Origin of the sequence: Acinetobacter sp. YH1901141 (assembly GCF_013416935.1) — a bacterium.
GTDB lineage: Bacteria > Pseudomonadota > Gammaproteobacteria > Pseudomonadales > Moraxellaceae > Acinetobacter > Acinetobacter towneri.
In genome coordinates this window covers 89,964-102,170 of sequence record NZ_VPEY01000005.1, presented here as the reverse complement: position 1 = coordinate 102,170, position 12,207 = coordinate 89,964, and the positions used below count along the sequence as shown (strand labels likewise).

Genomic DNA, 12,207 nt, shown 5'->3' with positions numbered 1-12,207 from the left:
ATAAGGGTAAGCGATGAAAACCAAATTAATGTTGTTGGCAGCAGCGGTTGCATTGAGTGGCTGTAATTCAATGGACAATATTCCAGATCCGAGTCCTGAACAGGAAAAGGCGGCACAGCTAGCCTATGAGGATTTGCGTGATGGGAAGTATGACGAGTTTTTGGATCAGTTAGAGCCGCAGTTGCAAACCCAGTTTAAGGACAATGAAAAGCTGATGAAACGCTTTTCACGTTCAATTCCTCAAGGTGAATACAAGTCTAAGACTTTAATGACCAAAGAGATTGAAGAAGCAACCGATCAGCTTGGGCAATATAAGGTCAGCTATGAAATTGCCTATCCAGAAAATCTGGTTCAGTATGATGTTAGTTTTGACAAGCCGAATGGTAGCAACAAGATTCATAATTTCAATATTCAAGTCTTTGGCGAATCGGGTAAATAAGTGGAATAGGAGCATTGCTATAATGCTCTATCTGCTTTGATGACCAGAAATTAAACGTCGATAAGCCAAAAAAAAGCACAAGCTACCGATCATTCCAAGATAGAGCAATTTAGGCAAGATCAGTGTTGTAGGCACACCCATCTGATTGAGTTGAATAAACATCTGCACAATTTGGGTAGAGGGCAGGATTTCGCCAACGACTTGCATCCAGGTGGGCATGGCAGCATGCGGCCAGGCCGCACCAGATAAAAAGAACAGTGGAATAGAAGTGAATACAATGACATGCCCCGCACGTTCCGGCAGATCCAGAAAACTAGCAAATAAGAAGGTCATGCCAATTATCGTGTAGATAAAAACCGCAACAGCCAGCAGCATCCCGAGCAGGTTGCCACCGCGCGGATAATCAAATAGCCAGAAGCTAAAGCCGAATAAATAGAAACATCCCAGACAACCAATGGTGAAGACCGCTAAACACATCCCAATCAATGCATTTGTGTTTAATTCTATTTTTCTTTCCCGATATACCAAAATCAGCATACTCAAACCCAAAAGAATGGTTTGGTGGATAATTAAAGGTGCAACCGCAGGAAAGACATAGCTGCCATAGCCGGACAGCGGATTAAATAAAGGAATTTGATGCACAGAAAGGGCAGGTGAAAAATCCGAGACCTTGCCAAAGCGTTCAGTATAATCTGCCAAAGTTTGCTCAACTGATGTGGCTAAGCCCAGACCAATTTGTTTGGTTACTAAAAAGTTGGCTGTACTTAAATACAGGCCAATGCCACCTGTTTCACCATGCCTTAAGCTTTGCGATAAATTGTCCGGCAGAAGTAAAATACCATCGGCTTTTTGTGATTCAACCCATTGTTTGGCCTCGGAAAAATTGCCGGTAATCGCCTCAATCTCCACATTGGGGCTTTGTGCCACTTGACCAATAATACGGGTGCTTAAGTTACTTTGTTCTTCATCGACAATAATAATCGGTAAGGCTTCAGCCTGCTGTGCCTGATAAGCGGTTGGATAAAAAAAGCTGTAAAACAAGACGGATAGAATAAGCGTGGTAAAGATCGTGCCGTGACTGACAATATCCTTAAAGCTTTGCAGATAGTAAAACCAGAGGGATTTCATTGGACTGCTCCTTTAACTATTTTTTTAAGAAACAGATAAGCCAGCAGAGCGTAAACTAGGGCATAGATCAGCAGCATGAATCCAGCTTGCAGTGAAATATGCAATGGACTACCAATCACCCATTGTTCAGTTTGTAATTTGGCATAGGGCGTAAACGGAATAATATTGGACCAGAACTGGGTGAATAGGGGCGCATTATTTAAAGGTAAAGTCACACCGGCAAAACTTAAAGATGAACCACCATAGACCGCAATGATGCCAAAAGATTTACTTAAATCTTTGGTTGCCAGAACCACTGCACTGCTTAAAAATGCATAAGCGCTATATAGCAGAAATTGTGCCGATAGAATCAGAGCGAGCGAGCCGGCAACAAACCAGCCGCGAATTTCAATCAGCCAGAACATCCAGATCCAGGTCCATAGACTAAAAATAGCCACATAGATCAGGTTCTTAGACAGCAATGCCATCCAGATGGATGAGTTGCTAATCCAGCTTGTTAAGGTCTGCCGCTTCAGTTCCTGACCGACGGAAAATGCCACACAACAACACAGCAGTAAATGCAGAATTGCCGGAATGACATAGGGTTCCAGATAGAATTCATAATTCAGCTGCGGATTATACAGCGGAGATATTTTAATATGCGGTGACGGTGCTTCGAGAGAGGGGAGTCGGTTGCCCAGATATTGCTGTCCGCTAAATTCAGCGAGTGCTTGTAGGGTACTGACCAGCATGGCCGAGGAAATGGTATTTCCAATACTGAAATAACTCTGGTTAAAAGCAATACTGATGTCAGCATCCTGGGCACGAACCAGACGTTGCTCGGCACCGCTTGGAATATGGATATAACCCCAAATTTTATTTTGATTTAACAGGCGCTCAATTTCAGCTGTTTGTTCCGACACCGTAGCAATTTTAAGAGTATGATTCAGCGCCACATGTTGATAAATGCTTTGACTCAGCGCACTCTGGTCTTGATCAATAATCGCAATCGGTAAATGATCCGATTTCCCTTGAGCAAACATGCTGCTGAATAAAATAATCACCAGTGCAGGTGCCAGCGTGACCAGACACAGATCCCATTTTTCGCTGAGCAGATAGCGCAGTTCGCGCCATATACCCGTCCACATTATCGGGTCTCTTTCAGTTTAAATAACACGCTCATCCCGACTTTCAGTTCAGAAATCGCTGGTGTGGGTACAAGATGCAGCTTAAAACTGCGCACATCATAACCGCCGGTTTGACGTGTGGTCTTAATGGTGGCAAATTCACCTTCAGCACTGATCTGTCTAATTTGAAAAGTGGCGGTTTTATCTAGGGCGGGAATATAACCTTCAATACTGCTCATTTTCTGAAATGGGGCATATTGGTCTTCACGAATATTCAGGCTCACCCACATTTGATCTTCAATCAGGCTGACCACAGGGACTGCGGTGGCTACCAGCTCCGAGACTTTGCCATAGGTTTTAGACACCGTTCCGTTTACAGGTGCTACTAATTGGGTTTCTGCCTCTAATGCATTGGCTTCATCCAGCGCAGCCTGGGCAATATCTACTTGTGCATCGGCAGAACTCTTTTGCTGCGAGGTGCTGCCACGTTTGGCACGTGCGTATTGCTGATACGCTGCTTCTGTCATTTGTGCCGCTGATTGACTGGCTGCATACAATTCATCACGGCGCTGGCGTGAAATCACACCTTCCTTAAATAAATTTGCACCACGCTCATAAGAAACTTTGGCTAAATTTTGCTGTGCTTTCAGCGATTGCCAGTTGGCATACAGGCTGGCGATATTTTCTTCTTGCGAGCCACGTTCAGCAGTCGATTGTAAGGCCAGCGCAGATTGTAAAGCCGCTGCGGCTTGCTGTTTTTTGGCCTGAATTTCCGGGCTGTTTAAGCGCACCAGTACATCGCCTTTTTTGACCCGCTGACCTTCTTCTACATAGATTTCTTCAATACGGCTTGGCACTTTGGTCGCCACCTGAACTGTTTCAGCTTCTACACGACCCTGCAATTCAAGCGGAGCCGGTTGGTAGCTTTTCCACAATCCAAAAGCGATGACTGCCAGCAGAACTGGAATCAGGGCGAGCAATAAATATTTTTTCTTTTTAGCGATTTCAGGAGCTTGTTGTTGCTCGGTCGAAGTCGTCGCGTTGTTTTCTATTTCAGTTTTTGTTTCTACCTGTTGCGCAGGCGATTTTTCTGTATCGCTGGATGAAGCCACTTCATTCACAGGATCATTGGGTTTTTGATCTTCGTTCATGTTCGGCTCCATTAGCGAATATAGTGGGTGTTGGCATGTTGAATGTAGGTTGGAAATTCTGCAATCGAGCCATGGCTTTGTAATAGTGTGGCCAGTGACATCACATATTTGTAAGCATTCAAGGCAGTTTCAGCTCGTAGTCCGCTCAGCATATTTTGTGCATCGATGACCTGTGTGGCGGTGCCCGTATCTTCTTTAAAAGACAATTCTTGGATGCGTAAATTTTCCTGTGCGGCTTTCAAGTTTTGTGCCAGAAGTACATCACTTTGCTGTGCACTAAGTGCTTCGCTATAAGATTTATAAATCAGATTTTCAATTTCCTGCTGGGTGCGTGCAGTAAGCAGTTCTGTTGCAGAGCGTTTGAGTTCGGCAGCCTGAATATTCTTGTTTTTATCGATCCCGGAAAACAGGTTATAGCGTGCGGCAACCCCGACAATCCAGTTTTCATTTTGATCCAGACTATATTCGCCAAAAGCAAATACATTTGGTTTTTTCGCTGCTTGCTGGGCTTTCACATTGGCTTGGGCCAATTGGGTATCCAGCTGCATTTTTTGAATCAGCGCAGAGTTCTGACTAAAAGTTTTTAGCAGATGATTTAAGGCCTGTGGCTCGGTTTTATTGACAAATAAAGGCGTCGAAAGCTCAGTGATGCTACTTTCCTGAAGCAGATTATTCAGCTGGAACAGCGCAGCATTCAAATTGGCCTGCGTATTTTGCTGGCTGCGCTCGGCATTATTACGTGCCACTTCAAATTGCATACGCTGGCCTTTACTGATAAAACCTTGCTGTTCCATTTTTAAGGCATTGCGATAATGCTGCTGCATGGCATTCAGATTAAACAGCGCAGCTGCATGCAATTGCTTTTGGAGCTGCACATTAAAATAACTTTGAATCAGTTCAAAACGCTGCGTATCTTGCTGCTGTTTGTTGCTGAGCTGACTACGACCGACCTGAATATTGGCAATTTCTTTGGCACTACGGGTGAGGCCTCCAGTATATATTGGCATAATCACGGAAACAGTGGGGCGAATCACCTGATCTTCAAGGATGACATTAGACGTATCCGGAATCAGACCAACTCCGCTATGAATAGTATTGTTAAGTCCATCACGCAGTGGATCGGTAATACCTGCAGGTAGATCCACGCCATTACTGGCCTCCCACTCATTAAGCCGGCCATTCACGCCTTGAGAGAGTGAATTCTCCAGATTATTTTTAAATTGCTTTAATGGAATATCGACTTCACTGTGAAAGGCATAGGCACGAACATTCAGGTCGACACGTGGCAGACCTACGCCTTTTACTGCTTCAGCTTCAAGTTTTGAAGCCTGTTCCAGACTTTGATAGGCTTGGCTGCTATAAGAATTTTGCAACAACTGACGTTCAGCATCCTGAAAGCTGATGCTCTGTGCATGAGCAAAGCTGCCATACATCATAGATGCAAGCAGATTTAAACCCCAGACAAGCTGTCTTTTATTTTTCTTTAAGTTCATAAAGTCGCTAAACTGATATAAAGCCGGTAATGTTATCCCGCTAGTATAAATCAAAGGTTCGCAGATAGAACTAGTGTAAAGTTATAGTATTGTTTCTTGTACATTTGTCTATAAAAAGCACGCTTATGCGTCCTCTAATCTTCTTTTTTTACCTTTTCTTTTTAAATAGCGTTTTTTAGCTACTTTTTCTCTATATTCTTTTAAAAGTCTTGGATTTTTTGCGATTAATTCATCCATATTGCTTTTTCCCCCCTCGAAATTCAGGATGTTGCTCTCGCATTTTTTTACATTCACTCTTTTCTCGCCAGATTTTAAAGAATAAATAAAGCTTGCTGAAGCATCTCTACGTAAAACTTCTTCTTTAAATAAAGGGGTGGCAATAGATCTCTTGCGAAAGTTAATTTAAGAGCATCCAATTCACCATTCCAGCAATTAAATTCATTCTTAGACCAAATCGTTTCCGTCTATTTCTATAGCGTTCTGTTAATATCCGAAAATGTTTAAGTTTGCCGTTGATATGTTCAATTGTGATCCTACGCCGACTGATTTCTTGGTTGATCTGTTTTGCTATTTGGGGTAATGATAAATTGTTAGGTTTCTTGATTGGAATGAGTAACTTACTCTTAATCTGATGAAATCCTTTATAGGCTAAATCTGCCATGATATAAGGATAAATAATCATCTCCTTCAAATGCTTACGCTCAATGTTCAGATCGTGTTTTCTGCCATCTTCAATCTGTATACTTACAATTTGCTTTAATTGGGGGTTAAAAATGACCTGTGTTTTTAGCGTATGTTTCTTCTTTTTACCACTATAGAATTTTCTTTGTTTTTTTGGGACGCTCAATCTGTGACTCAGTAACATCAACGATTACATAATCCCCCTCATTAAACTTTTGATTCCTTTTCGGCAATGCGAAAATCCGTGATTGAATCAGAGCATTTTCAACTTTCTGAATCGTACGATTCACATTACTTTCAGCTAGGTTATAGTCGGCGGATAACTCAATTTGAGTTCTATAACAGCGTAAGTAATTTAAAGTTAACAACAATTGATCCTCTAAACACAACGAATGAGGTCTTCCAGATTTTTTCTTGGCAAGTTCAGCATGTTGTAACACTGATACCATTTTTAAGAATAATGGACGAGGAACTCCAACAAGTCGTTTAAATTCTTCATCATTAAATCTTGTTAAATTTTCATATTTCATGAGATGAGTATAAACAATTTTTTACTTTCGCAAGAGGTCTAATATTAGTGAAAAAATAATTAGTTTTATAGCTAATCATAGATTCCAAGATATTTTGAGGTAACAAAATTACAGGTCCAACAACTTTATTAGGCCCCCAAGGAGCGTGAGGAAGTGAAAATTTTGATTTTTTCCATTCGTTATCGATTGCACAAAAGAAATGAATAGCCTCTTTTGTTTCAGTCGTTTCTATACCTAATTTTTCACATTGTTCTAATGTATATTCTGCAAAATGTTTAAAGCAAATATTAGGGTTTGTTGACAATTCGTCTATGTTTGCGGCATGAGAGATATATCTCGCAAGGTTTTTTAGCTGCTATAAGGCATGGGACAGGAAATTTAGTCATTTTAAATGACTGGCACATAACGCAATAGCAGCAAAAAATATGCTCGCCCTGAAAGGCTGTGGCTAAAACTTTCTCAGATTGTGTTATGAAACTTAGCAATAATCTCGCTATTCCTTGCGTTTCATGCCTGATCTGCTCAGTTTTAGCCTACAGCGCAAGCCATTTATGAAATGTCAACAGACCCTAGTCGTTATATCTGAAATAGTGTCCGGATCTATACCATCTACAACTAATATTAATTCTTCAAGATCTTCTAATAAGCCTGTCTGAGCTGCCTGAGAAGACTTTAAGCATGTGAGTATATATTCAACTTTAATATCGTGTGATCCTTTGCCATTTACTCCTTCTTTAGTTGCACCAATGCCAGTATATTTGGGCTCAGGAAAATGGGAGCATAATTTTCTTGCTTTAATTTCATCTTTTTCTTTAAGAGCTTCCATTAAACATTTCATAAAATTTTGCTGAGTAGTCAGAGCAGACTTGGAATGTATGTTCTCACAACGAGTTAAATAATAACTATCAATGTATAAGCGAGTATCTGTTTCCAGATTAGGGTCAAAGAAGTCAACTTCAAGTAAATTTTTATCTACCTTAAAGTGATTGAAGAATGTTGTCATTGTTTATTTCCCCTTTAATATTTATTTAAAATATCATTTAATTAGGAGTAGTGGGTGGTTTTTTTGATCAATTTGCGACAGATATTGTCGCACACATTTCAACCTCTTTTTTTGATTTAGTAAATTTATCCCTCGAATCTACATTGATTTTTTGACTCTATCTTGGCTCATAGATTGAAATAATTTTGTGCAAGACCCTGCCAGATATGGTTAAATGCCATCATTTTATTGTGTTTCACTCTGAAAGGAAAAATCATGCGCGCGTACAACTTCTGTGCTGGTCCTGCAGCATTACCGACTGCCGTACTTGAAAAAGCTCAAGCTGAAATGCTTGACTGGCATGGCAAAGGTCTTTCGATCATGGAAATGAGCCACCGTAGTGCCGACTATGTTGCCATGGCTGAAAAAGCGGAAGCAGACCTGCGCAAACTCATGAATATTCCTGAGAACTACAAAGTATTGTTCTTGCAGGGTGGTGCATCGCTACAATTCTCTGCGATTCCATTGAATTTGTTGGGTAAAAACAACAAGGCAGATTATATCCACACGGGTATTTGGTCTGAAAAAGCCTTAAAAGAAGCGCAGCGCTATGGCGATATTCATGTCGTTGAAGCGGGTATTCAGATTGAAGGTAAGCATGCCATTAGCGAACAAAGCCAATGGAACTTATCTGCCGATGCTGCCTATGTGCATTATGCAGATAACGAAACAATTGGTGGTTTGCAGTTTGCCAATATTCCAGAAACAGACAAACCGTTGGTATGTGATTTCTCATCAAGCATTTTATCTGCACCTTTAGATGTATCTAAATTTGGTCTGATTTATGCAGGTGCGCAAAAAAATATTGGCCCAGCAGGTTTAACCATTGTGATTGTACGTGAAGATTTGCTTGATCAAGCCAAGCCTGAAATTCCAAGCATTTTGAAATATTCAGCACAGGCAAAAAATGATTCCATGGTGAATACACCTGCAACTTATGCATGGTATTTGTCTGGTTTAGTGTTTGAGTGGTTATTGCAAAACGGTGGTGTAGATGCGATTCATCAAGCTAACCTAGAAAAAGCGAAATTATTATACGGTTATATCGATTCAAGCGATTTCTACGCGAATCCAATTTATAGCGCAAACCGTTCAATTATGAACGTTCCGTTTACTTTGGCTGATGCCGCACTGGAAAAACAATTCTTGCAAGAAGCTGAAGAAAACCGTTTGTTGAACTTGGCAGGTCACCGTTCTGTAGGTGGTATGCGCGCAAGTATTTATAATGCAGTGCCATTAGATGGCGTACAAGCTTTGGTTAACTTTATGGATGACTTTGCAAAACGTCACGGTTAATTGATAGTAGTAAAAAGCAAAAACCCAGCTGAATTAGCTGGGTTTTTTTTTATAGAAATAGGTGAAAAGTCATAGAGGCTTGTTGATGAGTGAAACTCAGAACACAAAATAGTGTAAGCCGTAGGCGGAGAGCAGCATGCCTAATGCAAAAAATAGGCAAGACATTGGGTCGAGCTGATAGCGTTGCTCAAGTTGATGTTCTACATGCTGTAAGTTTTCTTCTTGCACGATTTTCATAGATATTATTTTCCGATGATCTATTTATCGTTAAATATTTAAATACGGCTATATTTTTAGCATAAAAAATTGATTAAATAAAGTACTAATTTTATTTTAAATATAATATCTGCCAATAATGAATTAATTCTGTGTTGATTTTTAAAATCCGCACCACTCAAGGCTTTCAGATTATCTACGGTGCTTGGTGCAGATGTTTGGGTTTTAAAATAACTTATCCACATATTCGATTTAAAATATGGCTGATTTTGAATTTATAATAAATTTAAAGCTGTGGATAACTGCGTTTTTTTGAATTTAAAATGCTTAAATAAGCATCAATATATTCATACTATCAATAGCACGCTTTTAACAATCAGAAATTGATTATAAGCCATCAGTGAAATAAGTATTGAAAGTTCCTTCTCCCTGAGGAGAAGGCGAGGATGGGGGGATGATGAATATGAATTTATTATTTAGACAGCTACTTTGAGGTTTATTTTTAATAAACTACTGTTTTATATTGTGAATATTGGCTTGAATCCAAATATTGCCACGAATGTATTGTCCAATTTCAAAGTTTTGGTGCGCAGGATTTTTAGTTGCAAGACGAATTAAAATCGCAGGCTGATTTTCATCATGAATTAGAGTGACATCATAAACAGTATAGGCTTGATTCATGAATTCAAAACTGGTTTTACCAACAACATTGCCCTGAAACCAAGCTTCATCTTCCTGACCGATATTTTCGCCATATAAATATGCGACCATTTTAGAAAAATCCACCGTTACAGGTGCTTTGTCATCTTCGGACTTAGGTTGCCATGCGTCAATTTGTTCTTGCAGATTGGCAGGTGCAACACCATCATTGGCTGCTAAAATATCATTCAGCGCACGATGGTGTTTAATTGACGCAGGATCATCGACCACCAATTGTTCGCCTTCAGCAACAGCTTCAAGTTCATACGCCCATGCGTTTAAATGCACCCAGTAGGTTTGATCTTTTTGGTATTGTTGATGGTTGACGCTGTATAAACTGTCAAAAGCATAGACAATACTGTTGTTGCCTAAATTGAGTCGAAGCACCGCTTGAGTGTTAGATTTGCAGCTAATGATACGTTCAATTTTAGCTTCAACTTTGTAAGGACTTTCAAAGCAAGGGAAAGCCGTTTTTACAGCTTGTGGTTTGTTATTTTCAACCGCAATCACTTGTGTCAATTGAATTGCCTCTTTGCTTGGGCCTTGAATCAGCCATGTGCTTTGATCCATTTCTGCTTCTTGGCGGCATAAACCCATTGGCATAATTGGTGCATCTAGAGCCAGTCCTAACCATTTTGGAACTTCGGTGCAGGGTTCATCCGTGAGTAAATTCCAATGTTCAACATGGCTGCCGAAGTTCTGATCTTCAATGCGGATGATTTCTGGTCTATTTTGATTGTTCATAAGCACTTTGAGATGTTGGGTTCTTTTCTTTACTCTTAGATCGAGGGTTATTTCGATTTTTCAAGTCTTTGGCTGAAATTTCATGTAATGCCACTGCATTTGTACAGATTGTGGACAGCGATGCAGCAGAAACAAAATCACATCCATCTACACTTTAGCATGCAATTCTGAGCATTTTAAACATACTGCAATGTAATGAGTTTGATACACTAGTCGCATATTATTATCAGGGTTGCACAGTGCTGCCATTTAAACTTTGGGTTGATGCAGATGCATTACCTAAAATTCTAAGAGAAGTCATTTTACGTGCTTCAGATCGTTACCAACTTGAAGTCACTTTTGTTGCCAATCAATCGGTCGGGATTACGCCTTCGGTACGGATTAACTCTATTCAAGTGATGCATGGTGCCGATGCCGCCGATCAGGAAATTGTAGATCGCATGAAGGAACACGACATTGTGATCACGCAGGATATTCCACTAGCGGCACAAGTGATTGAAAAGGGCGGAATAGCGATTCATCCACGTGGTGAAATTTATACTGTTGCCAATGTGAAAGCGCGTCTGCATTTGCGTGATTTTATGGATACTTTGCGTGGTGCAGGCGTACAAACAGGTGGGCCAGCACCTATTTCAGAACGTGATAAACGTGAGTTTTCAAGTAGTCTAGATCAAACCATCCAAAAGCAAAAACGTAAAACTGCTTAATACGAGTCACGCATGCCTTCTAAAACCAATATTATGATGACCTATGCCTTATTGGTTTTCATTTGGGCAACAACGCCTTTGGCAATTGTCTGGAGTGTGTCAGATTTACACATGCTTTGGGCTTTGGTGCTACGTTTTTTCATTGCTTTGCCCTTAGCTATTATTTTATTGCTGCTGTTAAAAGTGAAATTTCCACATCATCTACAAGCGTGGCATAGTTATTTGGCAGGTTCGTTTAGTCTGATCGGTTCACAAATTTTCACCTACATTGCCACCGCTTATTTAAGCTCAGGCATTATCGCCCTGATGTTTGGTCTGACCCCCATCATAGCAGGTTTGATTGGTCGTTTTGTGTTTCAGTTGCATTTGGCACGTATTCAATGGATCGGAATGACAGTGTCCATTTTAGGGCTTGGCATCATCTGCTTTGGCGGCGAAACACAGCATGTGCATCCTCTGGGTATTGTTTTAATGCTGTTTAGTGTATTGACCTACACCATGTCTATTTTCTGGGTGAAAAAAGTTAATGCGCAAGTTGAACCTGTAGCACAGGCAACTGGCTCGATTTTGGTATCAACCATTGCGGCTTTATGTATTGTGCCGTTTATTTGGCAATATGTACCGACTAGTTTGCCGAGTCTTAAATCTATCGCAGCTTTACTTTATACCGTGATCATGGCTTCTTTGATTGCAATGTTCTGTTATTTTAAATTGGTGCAGAATATTCAGGCGACCACCTTATCTTTAACCACCGTCATGACGCCAATGATTGCTTTGTTGATTGGTGCTTTACTCAATCAAGAAGCTTTATCGGTCATGGTATTTGTGGGCGCTTTGGTTTTATTGTCAGGCTTAGTGCTGTATTTTTATCGTGATCTTAAAGCAAGTCGGGCATTGGCTCAGAAAATCAAAACACCATCCTAACGATATGCAAAGATGGCGTTATCCACGTGATTTTATATACGCGAACATGCA

At 40.4% G+C, this 12,207-nt stretch carries 13 protein-coding genes; 4 read left to right on the top strand and 9 right to left on the bottom strand.

The genetic code is table 11. The features are described 5' to 3' along the window. Positions 1–13 precede the first annotated feature (13 nt). Positions 14–439 (top strand): DUF3887 domain-containing protein, encoded by a 426-nt coding sequence (locus FTV52_RS04795; RefSeq protein ID WP_179990115.1) that lies wholly within the window; start codon positions 14–16, stop codon positions 437–439. A 27-nt stretch (positions 440–466) separates the two neighbouring features. Here FTV52_RS04795 and FTV52_RS04790 read toward each other — a convergent pair whose 3' ends face one another. The 7 genes from FTV52_RS04790 to FTV52_RS04760 form a co-directional block, all read right to left on the bottom strand. Then, positions 467–1,567: an ABC transporter permease gene (locus FTV52_RS04790; RefSeq protein WP_179990113.1), complete on the bottom strand. Its 1,101-nt coding sequence runs from the start codon at positions 1,565–1,567 to the stop codon at positions 467–469. Further along, positions 1,564–2,694 carry an ABC transporter permease gene (locus FTV52_RS04785; RefSeq protein WP_004971855.1) on the bottom strand — a complete coding sequence of 377 codons (1,131 nt, stop codon included), beginning with the start codon at positions 2,692–2,694 and terminating at the stop codon, positions 1,564–1,566. Before FTV52_RS04785 ends, FTV52_RS04790 begins: the two co-directional genes overlap by 4 nt. Next, positions 2,694–3,824 (bottom strand): HlyD family secretion protein, encoded by a 1,131-nt coding sequence (locus FTV52_RS04780; RefSeq protein ID WP_179990111.1) that lies wholly within the window; start codon positions 3,822–3,824, stop codon positions 2,694–2,696. Before FTV52_RS04780 ends, FTV52_RS04785 begins: the two co-directional genes overlap by 1 nt. A gap of 11 nt (positions 3,825–3,835) precedes the next feature. Next, positions 3,836–5,317: a TolC family protein gene (locus tag FTV52_RS04775; RefSeq protein ID WP_004971852.1), complete on the bottom strand. Its 1,482-nt coding sequence runs from the start codon at positions 5,315–5,317 to the stop codon at positions 3,836–3,838. A gap of 397 nt (positions 5,318–5,714) precedes the next feature. Continuing rightward, a protein-coding gene (locus tag FTV52_RS04770; protein WP_099046173.1) for an IS5 family transposase occupies positions 5,715–6,528 on the bottom strand; the annotation gives its coding sequence in 2 pieces (ribosomal slippage) (positions 5,715–6,140 and positions 6,142–6,528; 813 coding nt in all). Beyond that, positions 6,518–6,832 (bottom strand): hypothetical protein, encoded by a 315-nt coding sequence (locus FTV52_RS04765; protein WP_035310653.1) that lies wholly within the window; start codon positions 6,830–6,832, stop codon positions 6,518–6,520. The genes FTV52_RS04770 and FTV52_RS04765 overlap by 11 nt, the downstream gene beginning before the upstream one ends. 255 nt (positions 6,833–7,087) lie before the next feature. Beyond that, positions 7,088–7,531 (bottom strand): hypothetical protein, encoded by a 444-nt coding sequence (locus FTV52_RS04760; protein ID WP_179990109.1) that lies wholly within the window; start codon positions 7,529–7,531, stop codon positions 7,088–7,090. 255 nt (positions 7,532–7,786) lie between these two features. Here FTV52_RS04760 and serC point away from each other — a divergent pair, with 255 nt between their 5' ends. Further along, positions 7,787–8,866, top strand: coding sequence for a 3-phosphoserine/phosphohydroxythreonine transaminase (gene serC / locus FTV52_RS04755; protein ID WP_004971842.1), 1,080 nt, complete (start codon positions 7,787–7,789; stop codon positions 8,864–8,866). A gap of 96 nt (positions 8,867–8,962) precedes the next feature. On the opposite strand, the gene FTV52_RS04750 is transcribed toward serC, so the two are convergent. Both FTV52_RS04750 and FTV52_RS04745 read right to left on the bottom strand, forming a co-directional pair. Continuing rightward, positions 8,963–9,103: a hypothetical protein gene (locus tag FTV52_RS04750; protein ID WP_004971840.1), complete on the bottom strand. Its 141-nt coding sequence runs from the start codon at positions 9,101–9,103 to the stop codon at positions 8,963–8,965. Positions 9,104–9,592: 489 nt separating this feature from the next. Further along, a complete protein-coding gene (locus FTV52_RS04745; protein ID WP_019837949.1) occupies positions 9,593–10,525 on the bottom strand; it encodes a hypothetical protein in 933 nt (310 codons plus the stop codon). Positions 10,526–10,764: 239 nt separating this feature from the next. Between FTV52_RS04745 and FTV52_RS04740 the strand changes: the two genes are divergently transcribed. Continuing rightward, complete coding sequence (locus FTV52_RS04740; RefSeq protein WP_004971836.1) at positions 10,765–11,232, top strand: YaiI/YqxD family protein; 468 nt, start codon at positions 10,765–10,767, stop codon at positions 11,230–11,232. 12 nt (positions 11,233–11,244) lie between these two features. Further along, positions 11,245–12,156 (top strand): DMT family transporter, encoded by a 912-nt coding sequence (locus FTV52_RS04735; RefSeq protein ID WP_104853213.1) that lies wholly within the window; start codon positions 11,245–11,247, stop codon positions 12,154–12,156. The last annotated feature ends 51 nt before the right edge of the window (positions 12,157–12,207 follow it).